This is a genomic window from Vibrio sp. BS-M-Sm-2, assembly GCF_041504345.1.
Lineage (GTDB): Bacteria > Pseudomonadota > Gammaproteobacteria > Enterobacterales > Vibrionaceae > Vibrio > Vibrio satsumensis.
In genome coordinates, this window is record NZ_CP167895.1 from 618,805 (window position 1) to 640,187 (window position 21,383).

Here is a 21,383-nt window from a genome sequence, read left to right on the forward strand (position 1 = left end):
AAGATTGAGAATAGTATGAACATCAGTACAATGCGGAAAAATCAATGAAGTAATTTATCAATTTACAGTGTAATCCGAGCTCACCTGACGTAAATAATCAGGATATTTCATCGCTTCGACGCTGTAAAACCATTCACAGTATATTAGTACAAAGGTCTGCATCTTGGACAAACATGACGAAATCCTGGTCGCTATTCGCCAAATTATTCGCGCTATCGATTTACACTCGAAAAAGCTGAGTAAAGAGTATGGTTTGACTGGCCCTCAATTAATCTTAATGAGAGCAATCCAAGAAATGGGTAATGTGACGATCAAAGAATTGTCTAATCACACCAATGTAAGCCAAGCCACCACAACCACGATCATCGATCGCTTGGAACTGAACGGCTATGTACAACGTGTTCGCAGCTCGTCAGATCGCCGCAAAGTACACGCAAATCTGACTGAAAAAGGCCAAGAGCTGCTAAACAATGCGCCACCGCCGCTGCAAGATAACTTCGTTAAAAAATTCCAAAACCTAGAGCCGTGGGAACAAAGCCTACTGCTTTCTTCGATGCAACGCGTATCGTCAATGATGAATGCAGAAGACATCGACGCTGCACCAGTTCTACAGCTTGAAGGCATTGCCAACGTTGCTAAGAGCTAGTTAGTTAGCTGAGCTTATTGTTTAAAAACAATGTATTAAGATAATTTTTAATGGTCGCTTTAAGCGGCCATTTTTGAACCTGTTACTCCCCATTTCTCTGGTTATATCAGCCTGATTTGTCTTTTCTTTATCCTTTTCTTCTTCCCACTTTTTCAAATTTACTACCTGTTATTTATTCAATATCTAGCCACTTCTTTCAGACAGCATTGACGATTCTCTGACAAAATAATACTAGACCGACCGGTTTGTTGTGTATTATTGTGTGCATCTCTTAACCACGAGGTGATGTATGAAACATGAATTGACGGCTACACAAATGACAGCGACGTTGAAGAGTATGCAGGAAGCTTTTGCAGATGATCCGATGCCCACTGTGCCGGTGAGAATTGAACAGTTGCTTGCGCTGAAATCTGCTCTTATCGATTACACAGACCGTTTGTGTGTCGCGGTGAGTGAGGACTATGGTCACCGTAGCCGACAAGACACTTTGATGGCTGACATATTGCCTTGCTTAGGAAATATTGATCACACCATCGAGTGTTTGCCGCATTGGTCGACATCTTCAATTCGCCACTCTGGCCCTTTGCTTTCAACTTCTCGCGTTGAAGTGGTTTATCAGCCTAAAGGCGTAGTGGGGATCATTGCCCCGTGGAACTTCCCTATCATGTTGTCGATTGGCCCGCTCATTTCAGCCTTAGCGGCGGGCAATCTCGCCATGATCAAGATGAGTGAATTTACGCCAGCAACCAATGACGTTTTAAGACAGTTATTGGATGAAGTTTTCAATGCCGATGAGGTGTGCTTGGTTGAAGGTGAGGTTGACATTGCTGCTGCGTTTTCTGCGTTGCCGTTTGATCATCTTCTGTTTACAGGTTCAACCCAAGTGGGTCGTCAAGTGATGAAATCAGCGGCTGACACGTTAACTCCCGTCACTCTTGAGCTCGGTGGCAAGTCTCCAGTTATCGTGGCAGCAGACATGCCGATCGATATTGCGGTCGAGCGAATTATTTACGGCAAGAGCCTCAATAACGGCCAAGTGTGTGTTGCTCCAGACTACGTGTTACTGTCTGAAGACAAACTCGAGGCTTTCATTTTGGAGTACAAAAAACAGTACCAACTGTTGTTTGATGAAGGGGTTTATTCCGAGAATTTGACGTCCTTAATCAACCCTCGCCAATGCGACCGTATAGTGGGTTTGTTGAATGAAGAACAACAAGCCGGAACTCGAACCGTAGCGTGCCATGACGACGCGATGGACCTAGATACTCATCGATTAGTGACGCATCTGATTGTTGAACCAAGCTTGTCATCCAAGGTGATGAACGAAGAGATTTTCGGCCCACTATTACCGTTGATTACGTATCGCAATATAGAAGAGGCGTTCCAAATCATCAATAGCAAACCAAGGCCTTTGGCGCTGTATCTGATGAGCTTTGATTTGAGTTTACAGTCTCAGGTTAAGCACCAAGTTCATTCCGGTGGAATGTGTATCAATGACTGTGTTTTCCACTTGGCGGTAGACGACGCGCCGTTTGGTGGCATTGGTGAATCAGGGCAGGGCAATTATCACGGTAAAGAAGGGTTTATCACTTTCTCCCATGCCAAAACAGTCTTGGAAACGGGCTTAGATCATCGAGTTAAGCATCTGTTTGCAAAAGAAGAAAACGAATTAAAAACAGCAGTGATGAGCATGCTTGGTCAGTAAATCACTGTTGGTATGACACTGTTTATTTTGAGAGGTTATTTTTATGTTAGAACGATTTTTTGAACGAACCATGAAAGCGTATTTGATGGTTACTGGTTTCTTAACGGCTACGGCTTTCGCTACTTTTCTTGCGCCTGATTGGAGCATGCAGACCCTGTTCTCTTACAACGATACGATGTTGGGCAGTAGTACGTATTTGATGGGGACATATCAGCACTGGGGTGTGATGGTTGGCTGTATTGGTGTGTTGCTGATGTTCTCGGCCAAGTACAAATCGCTGCGCACTTCGACCATGATTTACAGCGCATTTGAGAAGTCGATGTTTGTTGGCATCTTCTTATACAACGTCTGCATTAATGACTATGAGTGGTTTTATGGTTGGAGTGGTGTGTTTGCGCTCGATGCGTTTGTAACCGTCTACTCTTTGGTTTATCTCTACTACTATCTCAATCGAGACAAAACAAAGGTACCCGCTCACTTGCGTTAACCTCTGTTGTTCAGCTCGTTGAATCTAATATTCCTAAGCCCGCATTTGCGGGCTTTTTTCGTTTTCGACAAATGATCCTCAACGATCTTAATTGACATATCTTTGACATTACCACTCTAGACCGACCGGTTTGTATTGATTATTGTTTAGTCATCAAACATAAACGAGGTAAACACCATGACTACCAATAACTTTAACTTTCAACTGAAAACCATTGTTCATGCGCAAGAGAACGGCATCGAAAATATCCCTTCTTTATTTGCTCGCTTAGGTGCAAAAAGAGTCGTGCTTTTTTCTGACAAAGGTTTGGAGTCTTTGGGCTTTGTTGAGCAATTTTCAGCGTTGTTTGCAAACCAGACGGTGAATCAAGAAGCAAATCAACAAACGACTCAGCTCGCTGGTGTGTATACAGATATTGCGCCAGACGCGACTTGCGACAATATCAACGCTGCGATTGAGTTTGCTAATAGCTTAAATGCCGACGCTATTTTGTCTGTCGGTGGGGGCAGCGTGATTGATGCTTCTAAGGGCGTGAAATACGCACTCCATAAGCAGATTGATGATATCCGTACCGTGATTGCAGGCGGTGGCTTTATGGATGTTTGGCCAAACAATGAAGACATTCGAGTTCCTCACATTGCCGTACCGACAACCGCGGGAACTGGCGCGGAAGCCTCTCCGATTGCTGTTTTTTACAACGAGCATGAAAACATTAAGGCAAGTTTAGTCGCGTCCGGTTTAGAAGCTGACATCGCAATACTTGATCCTACAGTTACGACCAAATTACCTGCTCACCTTACTCGCTCAACAGCAATGGATGCATTAACGCACGCCGTTGAGGCCATTGTTTCTCCTATGAGCAATGCCTTTACCGATGCTTACGGTATCCAAGCTGCAAAACTGATTGTTGAAAACTTACCCGTGGCACTTGAGGAGCCTGAAAACCTAACGGCACGAGGCAATCTACTTCAGGCAAGCACCATGGCGATTTCTGCATTTTATTCATCGTTAGGTGGCATCCCAATTCATAACTGCGCCCATGCCTTTGGTGCGATTAGCCATATTCCACATGGCGACGCTAACACGGTACTGATGCCAGTTGTGATTGAGGCTCTGCCCGAGTTCTATATGCCGAACGCAATTAAATTGGCTCAAGCATTCTCGCTAGAGAGCACTGGAACGGACGAGATGATTTACCAACGAGTGTTGGATTTCTTACACAACTTCCAAACCCAAGTTGGTGCGATGAAGCGTTTCAGTAGCTGGGAATTTGATGACCAAGAGAAGCGCAATATTGCTCAAGCGATTGAGAAAGATATCTGCTTCCAGTTCTACCCAATCTCAAAACAAACGATTGAACAGATTATAGAAAAATCAATTTAGTCGTCTGATTAAGCATCCCAAAATTTACTGAAAATCGAGGACAAATTATGAAGATTGAAAACGTATTGCTATCGAGCTTGTGCATCATCGCGCCATTCCTACTTTTCACCTAATTCACTCGACAGGGACGTTGTGACCTTTATTCCTGAGGAGGAAATAAATGTTCAATAAACGTTTAACTACCGTGATTCTGACTGGTGTTTTGGCTGTTCTGCTTTTTGCCAAGGCAAGCGTTGGAAGTGAAAGCTCCGCGGCTTTGTCTGAACAGCACCGAGATGTTGTTCAGGTGTTGGATGAAGCCTATGGAGGACAGTCTGAAGCACAACTTGCTCTCGCTTATCGGTATTTGAGCGGTGATGGTGTTGAGCAAAATGACGAGAAAGCGGCGCGGTGGTTTGAAACCGCAGCCAGTGCCGGTAGCCCTGAAGCTCAAACACAGCTTGGCCTAATGTACTTCTCTGGAAGTGGTGTTCAGGTTAGCCAGGCGGAAGCTGTCACCTGGATCGGGTTGGCAGCAGCTCAAGATTATGACCCTGCGCTCGACTTATTACATTGGATGTCCCAAGCCGCGCACTAATTCAGATTCTAACCAAAGTTAGTCACAGAAAAAGCTAATCACAGAAAAATTATTCACAGCTATTGGAGACGTCTTATGCAGACATTCAAGAAATCCCTACTATTCACCGCGATGGCCGCCGCAAGTAGTGCCGCCTTCGCCGCCGAATCAGACAAGCCGAACATCGTTGTTATTGTCGGTGATGATGTTGGCTTTGCTGATACCCAGCCTTATGGTTCAGAAGTCGAAACACCGAACTTGATGGCGTTGGCTGAAGAGGGGGTTAAATTCACTAACTTTCACGCTTCACCGACCTCATCAGTCACTCGCTCAATGATGCTAACTGGCGCGAACAGCCACGAGGTTGGGCTAGGTACCTTTGATTATGCTGTCTATCCAGGTGCGATTGGTAAGCCGGGTTATGAAGGTTACCTGACCAAGAAGGGCGTAACAGTGGCTACGCTGCTCAAGGAAAATGGCTACAACACGTATTTATCGGGCAAATGGCATTTAGGTCATGATGATGGGTTTTTACCAGACGACAGAGGTTTTTCGGAGAGTTACGGCATTTTAGCGGGCGGTTCTAATCACTTTAACCGCGACATGATGTTCCCAGCCAAAAATGCAGCGACAGCAGATGCGCTGCAAAAAGGTGACATTCCCGGTGTTGAAGTTGAGCCTACCTACAGAAACGGTGAAGTGGTTGAGGACAAATACAAAGGCGAGTACTCCGACCAAGTCTACACCAACGAACTCATCAAGATGATCGATGGCAAGAAAGACGACGGTAAGCCTTTCTTTGCTTATCTTCCTTTCACTGCGATACACCTTCCGCTGCAAGCACCAGAATCAGCGTATCAAGATAAAGTCGATTACTACGTCGAGCATGGTTGGGACTCGGTTCGAGAAGACCGTTTTCAACGCATGAAAGAGATGGGCGTGATTCCTAAAGATGCGGATATCTCAGGTCGTAATTCATTGAGTCGCCCTTGGGATTCACTCTCTGAGAAAAAACAAAAATGGTATGGCAAGAAGATGGCTGTCGCGATGGGCATGATGGAGATGCAAGACCAGCAAGTTGGCCAGATTGTCGACTACCTAAAAGACATTGGGGAATACGACAATACTTACATCATGTATCTGGCAGATAACGGCCCAGAAGCTGCAGATATTACCGGTGAAAACATCAGTGATCTGATTCGAACATGGACGGCGCATCACTTTGATAACTCAACTGAAAACTTAGGCAAAGCAAACTCTAGTGTGTCACTTGGTCCTGAGTGGGCGAGTGCGTCTACCGGTGGCTTGTCTTGGTACAAAGCCTATACCGCGGAAGGTGGTATCCGAGTTCCGTTCATTGTTAAACCTGCGAAAGTCGTCTTAGAGGGGGAGCAAGCGTTAGAGCCTGGTACTCAAACTGATGATTTGTCACAAGTAAAAGACATCGCTGCCACCATTCTTGAAATTGCCGATGTAGAACATCCAGGAACAGAGTATCAAGGTCGTGAAGTGGCCCCGATGAGTGGTGTGAGCTTGTTGCCTTACTTTAAGGGAGAAACTACAGAGGTGCACAGTGCCGATAATGCGATTCCATTTGAGTTGTTCGGTAGTGGCATTTTGCTCAAAGGGGATTACAAGATCATCCGAATCTCTACAGGCATGGGCGGTGACAGTGAATGGCATCTGTACAACACCAAACAGGATCCGGCTGAGCAGCATGACTTAAGAAATCAAATGCCAGACTTGTTCCTAGAGATGGTTGCTGAGTATCAAGAGTACGAAAAAGCGCAAAACATTGTGCCAGTTGATGAAGCGTGGAACCCGTTTGAGAACGTGAAATAGAGGAAAAAAACCACTCGGCCAACCTAATGCCATCAGGCTTGGTTGGCCGATGAACACCATGTAAAGGAATTACGAATTGTTTTGGCTAATACAATAACTTTTACATCGAGGAATTCTTCATGACGACCTTATCACTATCAAACCTGAGTTCGGTTCCGCAGTTTAATGGCAAGGCGCACAGCAAGCTTCAAGCGTTGGCAAAACCCATTGGTGCCGTATGCAATATCAGCTGTACCTACTGTTATTACTTGGAAAAGCAACACCTGCTTGAATACCCTAAGGGCACTCAATATGTGATGGATGAGGAACTGCTAGAGTTGTATATCAAGCAGTATATTGAGGGGCAGAATACGCCGGAGATTATCTTTTCTTGGCATGGTGGTGAGCCAACTCTGCTCGGCATTGAGTACTTTGAAAGGGTCGTGGCATTACAGAAAAAATATTGCCCTAGCCACAGTAAGATTAGCAATGACCTGCAAACCAATGGCACCTTGTTGAATGATGATTGGTGTGAGTTCTTCAAGAACAATGATTTTATCATCGGTGTGAGCATTGATGGTCCAGAGCATCTGCATAATCATTACCGCACTAATCGCGCAGGCAAAGGCACTTTTTCCCAAACCATACGGGGAATCGGCTATCTAAAAAAACATAACGTTGAGTTTGCAACCCTTACCTGTGTGAATGATGTGACGGGCAAATACCCGTTAGAGGTTTATCGTTTTCTGCGTGACGAAGTCGGTTCAAAGCAGCTGCAGTTCATCCCTGTGGTGGATAAGCACGAGGCTCATACCAACAATAAATGGTTGAGCAACCAACAAGCGATCATTCCCGTTTCTGGTGAAGTAGATCCTTGGAGTGTCGGTTCAACGCAATGGGGAGAGTTTCTTTCGACGGTTTTTGATGAGTGGTTCGAACACGATTTTGGTCGAGTACTCGTGCCTTATTTTGAAAATTTCGTCGGCGTGTGGATGGGAAGAGACAGTACCATGTGCACCTTGAGTGAGATCTGCGGAAAAGGGTTAGCGGTTGAGCCCAATGGTGATGTGTATTCATGTGACCATTATGTCTTTCCTGAATTTCAGTTGGGTAATATTCAGGAACAAGAACTTTCATCTTTAGCCTTTTCGCCAAAGCAACAGAGTTTTGGGTTCGCCAAACAGAAGTATTTGCCGAAACAATGCCAAACCTGTGAGTTTAAGTTCGCATGCCATGGGGAGTGCCCTAAGAACCGAATTATCAACAGTCGTGATGGTGAAGCCGGACTAAATTACCTGTGTCAAGGGTGGCTGAGCTTCTTCAAGCATATCGACCCGGTTATTAAGGGCTTACTCAAAGCCAATAATATTGCGTCTCGTCTGGGGTAGTGAGTTGGCGTGAATCGATTCAATCAAGATTTAAAGTTAGATAGAAGGCTCGCTAAATTGTGCGAGCCTTTTGGTATTTGGCTTCTGGTTACGGGGGTATCTAGTCAGCCGATTATTGTGCTGGGCTCATGGCAAGAATGGTTTCATCCATGGCATTGTTTAGAATCGAACGGTTGCGCTGCATCGCGGCCATGAGCGTTGAGCCTAGCCACAAGCCATAAAGCGTTCGAGATAGCGATTCTGGCTCTGCGATAGTGAAATCACCGTCCTCATTGCCTTCTTCAAATAGCTTTGCCATACGCAGGATGATCTTTTCTGCGCCTTCCGCCATGGTCGATTGCAGCGGGTTAGCAGACCCAGACACTTCTCCAGCCAGTTTTACGACAAGACATTGGATATTGAAGCCCTCAGTCAGCTTCGACGCGCACCAAAAATCGAAATAGGCTTTAACGCGATCACGACGAGAAAGCGATTCATCACTTAAAAAGTCGTCCAGCTTAGCGAGGTGCTCATCAAAGTAGTTAGTAAGAAGGATCTCGCCAAAGTGCTCTTTGGATTTAAAGTAGTGGTAAAAAGAACCCTTGGTGCCTTCCGCTTGGTTGATGATTTTCATCAGGCCAACACCAGCAAACCCGTGTTCATTAATAAGGCTAAACCCTGCATCGAGCATAGCTTGTCGCATGTCTTTCATTGTTCTTACTCTTTATGCTGAGAATGAGGAATAGTGTAACCAGCAACATACCAACCGTCCAGTCTAGCGCGTTAGGACGCTGTCAATAGTTGACTCGCTTCGTCAAAGTGACTTTTCTCTTATATCCCCCTTCTAAGCGACAAAACTTTTTTCAAGATAAGCGCATGCTATAAAACGAAAATAACAGCCTTACAGAGCTTGTTTGGTGCCTTAAAATGACTAATTTCGGGTGCTTTAAGTTGCTGTTTTTGTTGATTTTTAATTTAGTGTTTTCTTAAGATCGCAATGATAGTCTTAGCTTAATTTCTTTAGGGGGCTAAATGGACACCAATAACAGCACTTATCATCACCACAGTTTTGCTCAGCAAGATTTATCAGAGCTTACATTTACAGCCTGCACGTTTATCCGTTGTGATTTCAGACGTTCGAACTTATGTGATGCAACGTTCATTAACTGTAAGTTTATTGAGCAAGGCGATCTTGAGGGATGCCACTTTGATATTGCCGACTTACGAGATGCAAGCTTCCAGAATTGCCAGTTGGCGATGGCGAATTTTAGCAACGCGAATTGTTACGGTATTGAGTTACGTGATTGCGACTTAAAAGGGGCGAACTTCACTCGTGCTAACTTTGCCAATCAGGTAAGCAATAGAATGTATTTTTGCTCTGCGTATATCACGGGCTGCAACCTGTCATACGCCAATTTTGAACAAGCTTGTTTAGAGAAGTGCGAGCTGTTTGAGAACCGTTGGATAGGGACTTACCTTGGCGGCGCGTCACTGAAAGAGTCTGATCTCAGCCGAGGCGTGTTCTCGGAAGATGTATGGGGGCAATTCAGTATGCAAGGTGCTAATTTATGCCATGCTGAATTAGAAGGGTTAGATCCTCGCAAGGTAGATACATCGGGGATTAAAATCGTCGCGTGGCAGCAAGAGCAACTGCTTGAAAGTATGGGTATTGTTGTAATGCCTGATTGATTCTTATCATTCGGTTGTAATCAAACACAGTCGCTAGAAGAAAAGCCCAAAGCTAATAACTTTGGGCTTTTCCGTACTTGGTCGCATGCATTTTATAATGAAGTTTAGAAAAGAGAATGCTCGGCGAATATTGAGCTTATTAGTGCATACCTGAGCGCATTTTGTCGGCAAGAGCAAAGAAGACAAATAGTACAAAACATACCAGAGCGACGCACAGTGAAACTAAGATGGTTGTTGCGTCTTTTGATATCAATGGAACAACGATAGAAGCCAACGCGACCAACATAATAAGGATATGAACGATTCGTCCAAGAATAGGGTTTTTATGACAGAATGAAGCCCATAGGTAACGCATTTTTAACACCCGTACAATATTAGTGGATTTATTCTATTTTCTTAATGAGTATTTTGTAAATAGGTTTTAGTTACAGGTGCCCATAAATATGATCTAAGTCGTTCTAGTATAAAACTGGTTAAATAACATAAAGTTATTCTATATTGATAGAATACATAACATTTATATGAGAATCATGGTATTCCGTATTCTTTAGTATTGTAAGTCAAATATTGTTCGATTTTTGGTTTCTTGACTGAAGATCTCATTTATTGAGTCTTCTATTAAGAGGCTGGTTGCTTACTAATATTTACCTAGTAAATATCACTCAGGCTACAATCAAAATTTTAACCAGCTACACTTTTTCTGTTATTTATCAAAGCGACGCCTCAAACTGAGATCACAGTAATCTTGTCAGTTGTCGTGTTTGATATATTCATAATTCGTTCGAAAAAGATGACGGAGATGATATGTCGAAAACCGCGAAGATCATTAATGAAGATAAGCTGGTAAAAAAAGCAGTTGAGGTCGGTTTTAAGATGGCAAAACTACAAGGTTTTGATTTGCCACATTCATCCCAACCAATAAAGGTTAAAGCGGTGTATTTGTTCCTTGTTGAAGTCAATCAGATCACACCGTTACCTGACGATAAGCTTGATGGTGCAAATATTAAAAAACGTTTGGCGCTATGGATTCACAAAGCACTTCCTGACAATGACCCCCTGAAGTAAGCTGTAGTTGAACAAGTATGCCTGAGCTTATTTTTAGTTTTTTACTAATCAGGCATTTGAACTCAGAAGCCTAGCGATAAATCGCTAGGCTTTGTTTTAAGTGCTACTTTTCAATAACTCGAGTAGAGTTTTTCGCTATGGGTACAATCACATAGCTGACTTGTTGCCCGTTCACCTCTTTGTTTTGACTGCGGATGGCTTGACCATCTACGACTAACGTAGGGTAGTCGCCATAGAACCATGCTTCCCATTCGAGGACATGATCAGAGCGATTGGTCAGCGTTGACTTCGTGAGCCCATCATGACGCAGGGTTAGCTCATGTTCACCCATTGGTAACTGATCCACACTTAGCCACTCTATGTCACTGGTGAGGTGAGAAGCTGTCGTAACTCGGTGCTCTGTGGCGTTTGGTTTTATGCCCATTAAGCCTTCAATCGTATTCGAAATGAATGTAAAGGATATTTCTGGGTAGTCACCATTGGTTCCTTGAGTTGGACGTTCGTGCGGCTCATCTTTAGTGTCCATTATGTACTGCATCCACTTCCATGCATCGGCATTGCGATTATATGGAAAGTAGGTTTCAGGAATGTAGGTGTAGGCTTCAATATTGTTGGGTGCCTCCGGTGTGCTGCCAATGCCATTACCTAAATTGTTAGCAATGAAATCAAGATACCTGTTGTTTCTTTCTCCAGGTTCAGTGATGAGTTTCATCGGCATGAACCAACTATTCTCTTTACCAAAATCGTTTAGGCGCAGCCCATCTTTTTGAACAATGTTAACGTAGTTCTCTAGTGGTTTATTTGGATCTACGATGCTCCAGTCTTCATTAAAATAACGCTTAAGCTCTTGGGCTTTTTCTCGCCATAGTGTTGCCTCACTGTATTCTTCACGTGCTTCTAGCATTGCTGAGTAAGCGAGCGTAGCTTGGTATTGAGAACCAATTCCGTCGCCAGCTTCAATTGGAAACTCGCCTCGTTCGTTGTACGTGGCAGATCCTTCAAAAATACCGCCATAACCTTCAGCGATTCCATTAGGATCTTGGTCATCATGTAGCTCGATGTAATCGGTGAGAACTTTGGTATAAAACTGCCAGAGATCATCATCTTCTATATAGCGTTTGTCCCCTGTCCATTGATATTGCTTCCATGCCTTTTCAACAAATTCGAACTGTGCTGGCACTTCACGAACAAACCAATTGTCGTCATCATAATCAATAGTATGTGGCGTACCATCGAAATTAATGGCCCATAGTGTGTACCACTTTCTTGATTCCGTTGAATGCTTGGCGAATGTTTTGAACATTGAGAAGTTTTCTGGTTCAAGCCCTGCGATTTTTGCGCCACTTGCTTGGTGTAAGAAGTCTCTCGAGTAAAAAGCGGTTCGGTCAAAATAGCCAGCCCAATAAGATGGAATGTAATTTGCGCTGCCATCACCGTCATTATTGTATTCATCCCGATTTACGAGGTCATGTTGACCTGTCATTACGAAGCGTTGAGTTTTCTCTATCGCCCATTCGAAAGAGTCTTGGAGCTTAGCATTCGAAGAGGTGACCACCACTTGCTTTTCTTTTTCGATAGCGGTGAGCGTCCACAGCTGTTCTTTATTGTTGTCATCTATCACTGCGACTTGTACAGGGTGACGGAAATCGATCACATCCCCCGAGTTGACTGACGAGTAGCTGTATTCAGATATTAGGATGTTCTCAATGGTCAATGTGGTTAGATCTGTGCCGAATGGGACCTGGAACTTTATATCCCTAGAAATTTTATTGACGCTAGTGACTCCGACTTGTTCTTGAACTGAGAACTGAATGATTTGGTTGAAATTTAGGGGTTTGTTTTTATTACTTTTTATTAATGCAACGCTGTCTACACTGACGCCACTTTGCGCTGAACCTGAGAACCAGACTTTTAGCTGTTCGCCTTTTTCTAATGGGATGTGTTTCAAATTTTTTCGCTTGTACTTGGTACTCGGCTTAATTTGTTCACTTACCAATACTTGATCGGTGAGGTTAGTCATCGCAAGTGTGGCATCGTTAGAAGGGCTCACAAAGTAAGCGGATAAATCGTAATAGCCCGTCTCAGGAATCGTCACTATTTGACTAATGTGGTGATTCTTACCTTGAGCGATACGACCTCGGTATTCACCTTTATGAGTGAAGTCGTCTTTGATATTAGAAAACCAATAATTCCACCCTAATCCTTTGTTTTCAAAGATAGGGTTAGTAAGAATATTGTCGTTTTTTTGTGCGTTTGCTCCAGCAGATAACATAAGGGAGAAAGTGACGGCAGAAGCAAGGACTTTGAGTTTCATACAGTTCTCTTTTATTGGAAGTAGAAGGCTAGTGAGGTTGGAGAGTTGTGGGTATGAACGTCAATGAGGGTTAATACCCACATTGACGTTGCTTTACTACTTATGTTGCTTGTACCGGTTCTGCTGGTTTGTGATTGTCGTTCTTATTTGAGCCATCGTTGGTGATGTGGTCATACTTTTCAGTGAGGTGATCTTGAATTTTTTGGTGATACGCGCCGTTCAGCTTGTAGAAGCGGAAGTAGATGATTAACGCAATGGCAAAGAAGAAAGCAGGTAGGCCGACCATGATGCATTGCATGCCAAATACGGTTTCAGGGCTTTGCGTTACGTTAGGTACATAATCAACAGCGGTGAGCGCGATACCGATAAAGAAAGCGGCAAATGCCGAACCTGCTTTTACGACCAAGGTTTGCACTGAGTAAGCGATACTTTCGCAACGAGACCCTAGTTTAAACTCACCGTAATCGACCGTGTCTGCCACCATGATGACGTTAAGCACCCAGAACAGCGCTGTACCAATTTGTAGAAAAACGCCTGCTGTTGATATCAGCAGAATGCTCTGTTTGTCGTACATGCCAACGTAGATGAGTACAGCACTGCCTAAAATAGGGAAAGAGGACGCACACGCCCACAGAACTCGGCGTGAAAACATCTGGGCAAGTTTAGGGAACAGCACCAGTGTGATGAGGTTAGCAATACCTGCATAAGCCATGTAGTAAGGGAAAAGTTCTTCATTACCCACCACATAAGTGAAGTAGTAAACCGCGAACGCTGTAATGATGTTGGTCGCGAGGTTATAAGACAGCGCCATACACAGAACACTGGTCAGTTGGTCGTTTTTGTAGATAAGCGCTAGAAGCTTTTTCAGTGAAACCTTTTCTTCGGGTTGTGTTGTGTCTAGGTTGGCGGTTGAATAACGTTCTTTTACATTACGCAAAGTAATGAAAGTTGATACCAAGAAACAAGCGATCAACAAGAGAGTAAAAATCTGGAAGCCGAACCCTTTATCGTCCCCACCTACGTAGTTCACGAAAGGCATAGCGATAGCTGCAGTTACTATCCATGCAAGGCTCGCGAAAAATCGAGGGTATGGAACAAGTTCTTCGCGTTCGCGCTTATCTAAGGTGAGTGTTGGGACTAACGACCAAAAAGGAATATCCATTAGTGTGTAAGTCATGCCCCACAAAATATAAGTGACAGCGGCGTATGCGATTAACCAAGGACCTTCGATGTAATGCGCACTAAACACCATCAGAAGAACCACTGAGTTAGCGAGCGTGCCAATTAAAATCCAAGGTTTGAATTTGCCCCAACGGGTGCGCGTATTGTTGACCAACCAGCCCATGATTGGGTCGTTGACCGCATCCCAAATGCGGGCGACGAGAAAGATGGTTCCGACGGTAGCGGCAGAAATACCGACTACATCCGTGTAGTAAAACATTAGGTACATATAGACGATGGTGATTGCGAAGTCTTTACCAAACGCCCCAAAGCCATAACTTAGCTTGGTATTCATAGAGATACTCATTGCCACTCCTTACGCCTCCTCTGTGAGAAGGCGCTAATATTCACGTTATTGTATTTTTTATTAGTATGAAATTACTTGTTAACCCACTCTGGTAACCAACCGTCATGAGCCTCAATCAAGTCATCAACCAGCGCGTATATCTCTTCTATTCCAAGTACTGCCGCAGTATGTGGGTCTAGCATTGCAGCATGATAAATACGGTCGCGGTTTTCAGTGAGAATGGCTTCTGTTAATAAAGTTTGGACGTTGATGTTGGTTTGCATCAATGCGGCCAAGTGATTTGGTAGGCGGCCAGCTTTGATTGGTTGAACACCATTGGCATCAACTAAACAGGCGACTTCAACACAGCAACCTTGAGGTAAATTGTCAATTAAGGCTTCGTTTTTAACGTTGCCATAGATGACGCTCGGTATACCTGTCCAGATAGAGTTCATGATGGTGCTAGCGTATTCGTGAGATTCCTCAACGGTGATCTTGTCGGCTGTTTTGAACTCTTGAAGGTCTTTTTTCCAATCTGCAATTTGTTCGACACAACGTTTAGGGTATTCATCAAGTGGCACTTTATAACGTTCGATTAAATCTGGACGATTTGGCTTGATAAAATAGGGGGTGTATTCAGAAAAATGTTCAGAAGACTCTGTCACGAAGTAACCAAGCTTCTTAAACATTTCATAGCGAACTAAGTTAGTGCAGCGACCATTGTGATAGATGCCTGGTTTAGGCGCTTGGCCACTCTCAAAAGCTTCAAGTAGGTCTGGATAAATGTCGACGTACTCACCGCTTTCTGTCTTCTTCTCGAGGGTTAGGTAATAAGCCATGTGGTTGATGCCTGCGCAGGTATAGCGAAGATCTGCGTAATCTAAGTCTAGGTCGCGTGCGAGCTCTTCAGCTGTGCCTTGTACTGAGTGACACAAACCGACTTGTTTAATGTGCGGATACTTCTCGTACATTGCCCATGTGTTCATTGCCATTGGGTTAACATAGTTGAGCATGGTGGCATTCGGGCAAACTTCGGTCATGTCTTCACAGACACTCCAAAGGTGCGGTACCGTGCGTAGTGAACGCATAATGCCGCCCGGGCCGAGTGTGTCTGCGATGGTTTGTTCCAGACTGTGGCGCTTACACACTTCAAAATCTGTGACAGTGCATGGCTCGTAGCCACCGATTTGAAAGGCAATGACAACAAAATCTGCGCCTTGCAGTGCCTCTTTTTGATTTAAATGGCATGAAATCGAGCCAGTCGCACCGGATGATTCCATCAATTTACTGACGACAAGGTGAGACTCTTCCAGTCGAACCTCATCAATGTCCATTAACGCGACATGAGCGTTTTTTAAAGCTGGACGGTGGAAAACATCACCAAGAATGTTTTTTACAAAAATGGTGGAGCCTGCACCAATGAATGTGATTTTAGGGCTTTGCATAGTGGAATCCTTTATCTCTCTGAGTTCTTTGTTGATGCAGATAAATTACACCTAGAACCCATGTCGATTCGTCTCAGATAACTTAATAGCTCTCCTGTTTTCTAATATTTTTAAATTAGTGAATGGAAATCTTAGGAAATGGGATAATTTCTTGGGTTTTAAGGAGAGGTGTCGTGCAATGAAGGCAGTTTTACACTTAAGGTTTGAACTCTAATCACAGAGTTCTGATCTTATGAAATGGGCTATTACGGCTCTATGATCGCCTTCTGAGTTTTATTATCGAGGAGCTGATAAAAGTCTGGTATACGATTTTCTAAGGAGCGAGACATGCCGCAATCAGCCCCAGATACGGTGAGAATTATCACTTTAGACAAGTACTCGTCCGAGACCGTGTCGGTAAGCCCGCTGTCTCTATATTCTTCCTATGAGAAAATCGATATCGAACTCAGAGCCCCTCACTCCATGCCTGGCTATCATTGGCATGGTCAAATTGAGGTGAATATACCCTTTGGGGATGATGTGGAGTACATTATTAACGGCAGTCCGGTTGTGGTTAAAAGCGGATCGATTGGCTTGTTTTGGGCATCGGTACCGCATCGACTTACGAATCCAGGCCAATGCCATAATATGGGGATCATTAACATACCGATTCACCATTTTATGTCGTGGGCTCTCAGTCGGGATTTAGTTAACCAGATCACTCACGGCAGTGTGTTGCAATCGAATTCTTGTTCGCTGATCAGTGAGTTTGAAATCTCCCGTTGGGCACAAGAGATAAAGCATTCGTCCGAAAGTCGTCAACAGTTGGCTATGGATGAAATTGGCTTGATGCTTAAACGAATCTGCCTTGATGGCTGGCAACAACTGTTGGTAAATCGACAAGATAAGTCGACTAAGAAAGGGGTATCGAAACACTCCCAATTCTATGTCAGCCAGATGTTGGAATACATAGCCACTCACCATAATCAACCATTGACCGTTAAAGATATCGCTGAACATATTGGATTACATAGCAACTATGCGATGAATGTGTTTCAGAGAACGATGCAGATGACCATCAAGCAGTACATTACTGCGATGCGCATCAACCACGCTCGTGCTTTGCTGAGCGATACGGATAGAACCATTCTCGATATCTCACTCACAGTGGGCTTCAATTCAAGTAGCCGATTCTATGAAACCTTCCAAACGTACATTGGTGTCACGCCGACTCAATATAGAAAACTGGCTCGGGAAGACCACCGATGGAGTAGCCATGGAGCCAGCCCGCTATACGACCTTGAGAAAGGGGCGTGTGACGGTAAAAGGCCATTAACGACGACGGGCAGTTAGCGATATTGATACAACCCGATAAAAGAAAAGCCACAGCATATGAACTGACCCCCAATAGTTGGACACCAATTATTGGGGGTCTTTTTATGTCCAAATATAGCCGAGAGCTAAAATGTATCATTGCTAAGCAATACTTAGATGGCACGTCATCTCTCTACTTAGCAAAACAATATTCAATTTCTTCAAGACAGATACGGTATTGGGCTCAAGTCTTTGCCATCCATGGTACTGATTCATTTTTACCAACTAACCATGCGGCTACTGCTCAGACAAAACGAAAAGCATTGAATTTAATGTGGACGAATGAATGGTCTCTCACGCACACTAGCGCAGTATTAAACCTCTCATCCCCTGGGATACTCTCAGTCTGGCTCAAACGATTTAATGAGCTCGGTATCAAAGGGCTCAAAATGCGCCAGAAAGGAAGACCCTCAATGAAACAGCAACCTCAACGTACCACTAAGCCTGATAATGAAATGACGCTTGAGGAGCTAAAAGAGGAGTTGGTTTACTTACGAACCGAGAATGCCGTTCTAAAAAAGTTGGAAGAGTTGGAGCAGGAAAAAAACCGTCGAACAAAGAAAAAGCGGTCATAGCTCTAACTCTTAAAGGCAAGTACCCGTTGAAGCACTTACTGCACACTCTACAGCTGGCAAAAAGTGTCTTTTATTATCAGGCTCAAACGAGCAAGCGCCCAAATAGCTACGAACGTGAGCTGCGGTTGATAAAGTCAATTTATCATGAGCATAAGGGCCGATACGGCTACCGCCGTATTCACTTGGAATTAAAAAATCAGGGGTTCGTGCTTAACCACAAAACGGTTCAAAGGCTTATGGCTCAGCTCAACCTTAAATCGACGGTCAGGATTAAAAAGTATCGTTCATACCGAGGAGAGTCTGGAACAGCTGCTCCCAACGTGCTTGAAAGAGATTTTAGTGCGACTCAACCCGACGAAAAGTGGGTAACTGATGTCACGGAGTTCAAAGTCAAAGAGCAGAAAGTATACTTGTCTCCCGTTGTCGACTTGTTTACTCAGGAAGTGGTTGCTTATAGAGTGGCCAAAAGTGCCTGCTTGCCGCTAGTCACGGATATGCTGACGGAAGCCATATCAAAGCTTAAACCCAACTCAAAGCCAATTATACATAGCGATCAAGGTTGGCAATATCGCCATCGACAGTATCAAAAAAAGGTAGCGGAGAGTGGGTTAACACAAAGCATGTCGAGAAAAGGTAACTGCTTGGATAATGCGGTTGCTGAAAACTTTTTTGCTTTACTCAAAACAGAGATGTATCACAACCAAAGCTTTGAAGATGCAGATGCTCTGATAGAGCAAATTAAAGAATACATCGAGTACTACAATACCAAACGTATAAAAGTGAAACTAAAAGGCCTGACTCCGATAGAATATCGAACTCAGGCCTTGAAAGCCGCTTAACAGAAATGTCCAACTTTACGGGGTCACTTCAATATGCTGTGGCTTTGTGATTAGAGTTGTGGAGTCTTTTTCGTTAGCTAGAGTGGTGTAAGCCGTTCCAAACAATGTCGCGGTATCGCGGTTGGTTGGTATCACCTTCAGTGCTAAATAGCATGATGGTTGCGTCTTGGTTTAAACCTAGCTCATCACGCACTGCTTGGTCTGCACCTTCACGACATAACGTGTAAAGTAAACCAAGTGTGATAGCACCAGATTCGCCACTGATCACTTGCTCATCACCACTAAGTGGGTTGCCAAGGATACGCATACCCGTTGCTGAAACATTGTCGTCAACCGAAACAAAGTGATTGCTGCAATCGCGCAGTACAGGCCACGTTACTGGGTTTGGTTCACCGCAAGCAAGGCCCGCCATGATGGAGTGCATCTCGCCCGTTACATTAACCATTTCGCCTTTCTCGCCAGAGCGGAAAATACAATCTGCCGCCGCAGGTTCAGCAATGATGGTTTCAAAGGTGTCAGCTCCCAGTTTATCTGCAAGGAAACCCAACACACCACCTGCCATTGCGCCTACACCGGCTTGCAGAAGAACGTGAGTTGGAGCGCCGAACTCCAATGCTTGAGCTTGCTCAACCGCTTCATCTGCCATTGTCATGTAGCCTTGAGAAATCCACGTTGGGATCTCTTCATAACCATCCCATGCAGTGTCTTGAACTAGCATCCAACCGTTGTCTTGAGCGGTTTGGTTCGCCATGCGTACCGTGTCGTCGTAGTTCACTTCTGTCACGATACATTCGGCGCCTAGGCCTTGAATACGGTTAACACTTGCTTGAGATGAACCTTTTGGCATATAAACCACGGCTTTTTGGCCCATTTCACGAGCTGCCCAAGCGACACCTGTACCATGGTTGCCTGCGGTTGCTGTAGTAAAAACAAGTGGTTTTTCTAGTTTTGAAGCTACCGTTTTAAGGTTGATCTCAGAGATATCAATGCCAAGGTGCTTTGCCAATTGGCGACCCAGAGCGTAAGAACCGCCGAGCACCTTGAATGCATTCAAACCGAAGCGTTTTGATTCGTCTTTAACGAGGATCGCCTTAACACCAAGCTGTTTAGCAAGATGTGGAAGAGACACGAGTGGAGTGGGTTGGTAGCCTTCGATCTGGCGGTGAAACTCACGCGCTTGTTGCGCTTGAGAGGCGGTAAACAGTTCGCAGACTTGACCAGTGTAGAATGAATTTTTTGATAGTTTTAACATAGGGCACACTTAGATACAGGCAGAGGAATTAAGGCCATCAAAGATGCTTAATGACCTTGTTTTTTCGTTATAGCTTCACGTTATTGGATTAAGCTATACGTCTTCAATTAAAGCGGTTCGTGATTACTTGATGTAAGCGATCGCTTCAACTTCAACTAATGCGTCTTTTGGTAGACGAGCCGCTTCTACACAAGAGCGTGCCGGTGCGTTCTCTGTACCAAATACTTCCGTGTACACCTCGTTAAATGCAACGAAGTTTTCCATATCAGATAAGAAACATGTGGTTTTAATAACGGTATCCAGTGAACCACCACTTTGTTCTAAAACTGCTTTTAGATTTTCTAGTGACATACGAGCTTGCTCTTTGATGCCACCTTCAACAAACGCCATTGTTTTTGCATCAAGCGGTAATTGACCAGAAGTGAAGATTAGGTCTTTGAATGCCATACCTTGAGAGTAAGGGCCGATTGCTGCTGGTGCTAGATCTGTATGGATTTTTGTTTTCATTTCGTTTCTCTTTATAGGATTTCTATGCTCTAAACTCGCGGATGTATTTGTAAATAGCGTGACGAGTAATACCAAGACGCTCAGATACGAATGCTGTCGCCTCTTTTAATTCGAAAATACCGTTCTCAAGCAATAGCTTGGTAATGGCTTTGTTTCGACCTTTTAAGTTGACTGACTCATCGTTGTCGACTTCAAAAATAGCGTGCTCAAGCGCTTGCTCAATCACTTCTGTTGTTGAAGCTCCAAAGTTCTCATGCACACCCACAGGGGCATGAGCCATGTCTGGCATTAAAGTTTTTATGATCTCAGGAAACGGGTGAGACAAGTTCATATTGATACAGAACAGCCCAATCGGTTTGCCATTTTCTCCAGCTAGCACACAGGTCGTAGATTTAAGCAGTGACCCATCTTTGCTGGTGGTGAAGTAACTCTTTGGCGTGACCTCACCAGTGCTCTCAAACACACTCAGCATTTTCAGCCCTAGATCGGTGATAGGTGACCCTACTTCTCGACCCGTGTGGTGGCCGTTTACTATCTTCACTACCGACTTTTCAAAGCTCTCAAATGAATGAATCACAACCTCACAGTGCGGACCAATAAAGTCGGCAATGGTTTCGGCTAAGCGAAAGTTCAGTGCGAGATGCTCTCTATCATTGCCGGTGAATTCAACGTTAAACGATTTATATGCTGATGCGTTCATTTTAGACCACTGTTGTTAACTTTAATTGCCTTTCATTATCTTTGGTTAATCGATGTATTTCAAGTTGCCAATTAACTTTATGTAACTATAAGACTATATATCCGCTCCCTGTACAAGCCTAAAGTTACAAATAAGTACCCAAAATTGATCGTAATCAACAATATTTCCAGTT

Annotated in this window: 20 protein-coding genes; 12 read left to right on the forward strand and 8 right to left on the reverse strand. The window is 44.1% G+C overall.

Annotated elements, in window-relative coordinates; all coding sequences use genetic code 11:
• The first annotated feature begins 163 nt into the window (after positions 1–163).
• The 7 genes from AB8613_RS18855 (at position 164) to AB8613_RS18885 (ending at position 7,986) form a co-directional block, all read left to right on the forward strand.
• Positions 164–646 carry a MarR family winged helix-turn-helix transcriptional regulator gene (locus AB8613_RS18855; RefSeq protein ID WP_017061075.1) on the forward strand — a complete coding sequence of 161 codons (483 nt, stop codon included), beginning with the start codon at positions 164–166 and terminating at the stop codon, positions 644–646.
• A gap of 289 nt (positions 647–935) precedes the next feature.
• Positions 936–2,351 (forward strand): coniferyl aldehyde dehydrogenase, encoded by a 1,416-nt coding sequence (locus AB8613_RS18860; RefSeq protein WP_372385570.1) that lies wholly within the window; start codon positions 936–938, stop codon positions 2,349–2,351.
• 43 nt (positions 2,352–2,394) lie between these two features.
• Entirely contained in the window at positions 2,395–2,838 is a 444-nt protein-coding gene (locus AB8613_RS18865; protein WP_146491140.1) for a hypothetical protein, read from the forward strand.
• 177 nt (positions 2,839–3,015) lie between these two features.
• Complete coding sequence (locus AB8613_RS18870) at positions 3,016–4,221, forward strand: iron-containing alcohol dehydrogenase (RefSeq protein WP_146491139.1); 1,206 nt, start codon at positions 3,016–3,018, stop codon at positions 4,219–4,221.
• A gap of 160 nt (positions 4,222–4,381) precedes the next feature.
• Positions 4,382–4,798 (forward strand): tetratricopeptide repeat protein, encoded by a 417-nt coding sequence (locus AB8613_RS18875; protein ID WP_210442044.1) that lies wholly within the window; start codon positions 4,382–4,384, stop codon positions 4,796–4,798.
• Between the two features lie 75 nt (positions 4,799–4,873).
• Positions 4,874–6,619 carry an arylsulfatase gene (locus AB8613_RS18880; protein WP_327784662.1) on the forward strand — a complete coding sequence of 582 codons (1,746 nt, stop codon included), beginning with the start codon at positions 4,874–4,876 and terminating at the stop codon, positions 6,617–6,619.
• Between the two features lie 119 nt (positions 6,620–6,738).
• Positions 6,739–7,986 (forward strand): anaerobic sulfatase maturase, encoded by a 1,248-nt coding sequence (locus AB8613_RS18885; protein ID WP_372385573.1) that lies wholly within the window; start codon positions 6,739–6,741, stop codon positions 7,984–7,986.
• Between the two features lie 112 nt (positions 7,987–8,098).
• Here the strand turns inward: AB8613_RS18885 and AB8613_RS18890 are convergent, their stop codons facing one another.
• Positions 8,099–8,677, reverse strand: coding sequence for a TetR/AcrR family transcriptional regulator (locus AB8613_RS18890; protein WP_146491135.1), 579 nt, complete (start codon positions 8,675–8,677; stop codon positions 8,099–8,101).
• 320 nt (positions 8,678–8,997) lie between these two features.
• Here AB8613_RS18890 and AB8613_RS18895 point away from each other — a divergent pair, with 320 nt between their 5' ends.
• Positions 8,998–9,654, forward strand: coding sequence for a Qnr family pentapeptide repeat protein (locus AB8613_RS18895; protein ID WP_372385574.1), 657 nt, complete (start codon positions 8,998–9,000; stop codon positions 9,652–9,654).
• 139 nt (positions 9,655–9,793) lie between these two features.
• Here AB8613_RS18895 and AB8613_RS18900 read toward each other — a convergent pair whose 3' ends face one another.
• Entirely contained in the window at positions 9,794–10,009 is a 216-nt protein-coding gene (locus AB8613_RS18900) for a hypothetical protein (protein WP_372385575.1), read from the reverse strand.
• Positions 10,010–10,458: 449 nt separating this feature from the next.
• On the opposite strand from AB8613_RS18900, the gene AB8613_RS18905 reads away from it, so the two are divergent.
• Positions 10,459–10,719: a DUF5062 family protein gene (locus AB8613_RS18905; protein ID WP_004732406.1), complete on the forward strand. Its 261-nt coding sequence runs from the start codon at positions 10,459–10,461 to the stop codon at positions 10,717–10,719.
• A 103-nt stretch (positions 10,720–10,822) separates the two neighbouring features.
• On the opposite strand, the gene AB8613_RS18910 is transcribed toward AB8613_RS18905, so the two are convergent.
• The 3 genes from AB8613_RS18910 to AB8613_RS18920 all read right to left on the reverse strand — a co-directional run bounded on the left by AB8613_RS18910 (position 10,823) and on the right by AB8613_RS18920 (position 15,985).
• On the reverse strand, positions 10,823–13,033 hold the full coding sequence (locus AB8613_RS18910) for a hypothetical protein (protein ID WP_372385576.1): 2,211 nt from the start codon (positions 13,031–13,033) through the stop codon (positions 10,823–10,825).
• A 100-nt stretch (positions 13,034–13,133) separates the two neighbouring features.
• A complete protein-coding gene (gene melB / locus AB8613_RS18915; protein WP_372385577.1) occupies positions 13,134–14,561 on the reverse strand; it encodes a melibiose:sodium transporter MelB in 1,428 nt (475 codons plus the stop codon).
• 71 nt (positions 14,562–14,632) lie between these two features.
• Entirely contained in the window at positions 14,633–15,985 is a 1,353-nt protein-coding gene (locus tag AB8613_RS18920; protein ID WP_372385578.1) for an alpha-glucosidase/alpha-galactosidase, read from the reverse strand.
• Between the two features lie 327 nt (positions 15,986–16,312).
• Between AB8613_RS18920 and melR the strand changes: the two genes are divergently transcribed.
• The 3 genes from melR to AB8613_RS18935 all read left to right on the forward strand — a co-directional run bounded on the left by melR (position 16,313) and on the right by AB8613_RS18935 (position 18,752).
• Positions 16,313–17,317: a transcriptional regulator MelR gene (gene melR, locus AB8613_RS18925; protein WP_372385580.1), complete on the forward strand. Its 1,005-nt coding sequence runs from the start codon at positions 16,313–16,315 to the stop codon at positions 17,315–17,317.
• An 86-nt stretch (positions 17,318–17,403) separates the two neighbouring features.
• Positions 17,404–17,913: a helix-turn-helix domain-containing protein gene (locus AB8613_RS18930; protein WP_146492455.1), complete on the forward strand. Its 510-nt coding sequence runs from the start codon at positions 17,404–17,406 to the stop codon at positions 17,911–17,913.
• On the forward strand, positions 17,910–18,752 hold the full coding sequence (locus AB8613_RS18935) for an IS3 family transposase (RefSeq protein WP_327784266.1): 843 nt from the start codon (positions 17,910–17,912) through the stop codon (positions 18,750–18,752). Before AB8613_RS18930 ends, AB8613_RS18935 begins: the two co-directional genes overlap by 4 nt.
• A 73-nt stretch (positions 18,753–18,825) precedes the next feature.
• Here the strand turns inward: AB8613_RS18935 and dpaL are convergent, their stop codons facing one another.
• The 3 genes from dpaL to AB8613_RS18950 all read right to left on the reverse strand — a co-directional run bounded on the left by dpaL (position 18,826) and on the right by AB8613_RS18950 (position 21,211).
• On the reverse strand, positions 18,826–20,004 hold the full coding sequence (gene dpaL / locus AB8613_RS18940; RefSeq protein ID WP_285953930.1) for a diaminopropionate ammonia-lyase: 1,179 nt from the start codon (positions 20,002–20,004) through the stop codon (positions 18,826–18,828).
• A 123-nt stretch (positions 20,005–20,127) separates the two neighbouring features.
• Positions 20,128–20,511: a RidA family protein gene (locus AB8613_RS18945; protein ID WP_004732389.1), complete on the reverse strand. Its 384-nt coding sequence runs from the start codon at positions 20,509–20,511 to the stop codon at positions 20,128–20,130.
• A gap of 22 nt (positions 20,512–20,533) precedes the next feature.
• Positions 20,534–21,211 carry a transcriptional regulator gene (locus AB8613_RS18950; protein WP_285953929.1) on the reverse strand — a complete coding sequence of 226 codons (678 nt, stop codon included), beginning with the start codon at positions 21,209–21,211 and terminating at the stop codon, positions 20,534–20,536.
• Positions 21,212–21,383: the final 172 nt, after the last annotated feature.

Excerpts from the sequence above, each read along its gene's own strand:
- AB8613_RS18945 (WP_004732389.1), bottom strand. The coding sequence starts at position 20,511 with ATGAAAACAAAAATCCATACAGATCTAGCACCAGCAGCAATCGGCCCT.
- AB8613_RS18930 (WP_146492455.1), top strand. The coding sequence starts at position 17,404 with ATGTCCAAATATAGCCGAGAGCTAAAATGTATCATTGCTAAGCAATAC.
- AB8613_RS18865 (WP_146491140.1), top strand. The coding sequence starts at position 2,395 with ATGTTAGAACGATTTTTTGAACGAACCATGAAAGCGTATTTGATGGTT.
- AB8613_RS18890 (WP_146491135.1), bottom strand. The coding sequence starts at position 8,677 with ATGAAAGACATGCGACAAGCTATGCTCGATGCAGGGTTTAGCCTTATT.
- AB8613_RS18920 (WP_372385578.1), bottom strand. The coding sequence starts at position 15,985 with ATGCAAAGCCCTAAAATCACATTCATTGGTGCAGGCTCCACCATTTTT.
- melB (WP_372385577.1), bottom strand. The coding sequence starts at position 14,561 with ATGAGTATCTCTATGAATACCAAGCTAAGTTATGGCTTTGGGGCGTTT.
- AB8613_RS18905 (WP_004732406.1), top strand. The coding sequence starts at position 10,459 with ATGTCGAAAACCGCGAAGATCATTAATGAAGATAAGCTGGTAAAAAAA.
- AB8613_RS18950 (WP_285953929.1), bottom strand. The coding sequence starts at position 21,211 with ATGAACGCATCAGCATATAAATCGTTTAACGTTGAATTCACCGGCAAT.
- AB8613_RS18885 (WP_372385573.1), top strand. The coding sequence starts at position 6,739 with ATGACGACCTTATCACTATCAAACCTGAGTTCGGTTCCGCAGTTTAAT.
- AB8613_RS18910 (WP_372385576.1), bottom strand. The coding sequence starts at position 13,033 with ATGAAACTCAAAGTCCTTGCTTCTGCCGTCACTTTCTCCCTTATGTTA.
- AB8613_RS18870 (WP_146491139.1), top strand. The coding sequence starts at position 3,016 with ATGACTACCAATAACTTTAACTTTCAACTGAAAACCATTGTTCATGCG.
- dpaL (WP_285953930.1), bottom strand. The coding sequence starts at position 20,004 with ATGTTAAAACTATCAAAAAATTCATTCTACACTGGTCAAGTCTGCGAA.
- AB8613_RS18860 (WP_372385570.1), top strand. The coding sequence starts at position 936 with ATGAAACATGAATTGACGGCTACACAAATGACAGCGACGTTGAAGAGT.
- AB8613_RS18900 (WP_372385575.1), bottom strand. The coding sequence starts at position 10,009 with ATGCGTTACCTATGGGCTTCATTCTGTCATAAAAACCCTATTCTTGGA.
- AB8613_RS18880 (WP_327784662.1), top strand. The coding sequence starts at position 4,874 with ATGCAGACATTCAAGAAATCCCTACTATTCACCGCGATGGCCGCCGCA.
- AB8613_RS18875 (WP_210442044.1), top strand. The coding sequence starts at position 4,382 with ATGTTCAATAAACGTTTAACTACCGTGATTCTGACTGGTGTTTTGGCT.
- melR (WP_372385580.1), top strand. The coding sequence starts at position 16,313 with ATGCCGCAATCAGCCCCAGATACGGTGAGAATTATCACTTTAGACAAG.
- AB8613_RS18895 (WP_372385574.1), top strand. The coding sequence starts at position 8,998 with ATGGACACCAATAACAGCACTTATCATCACCACAGTTTTGCTCAGCAA.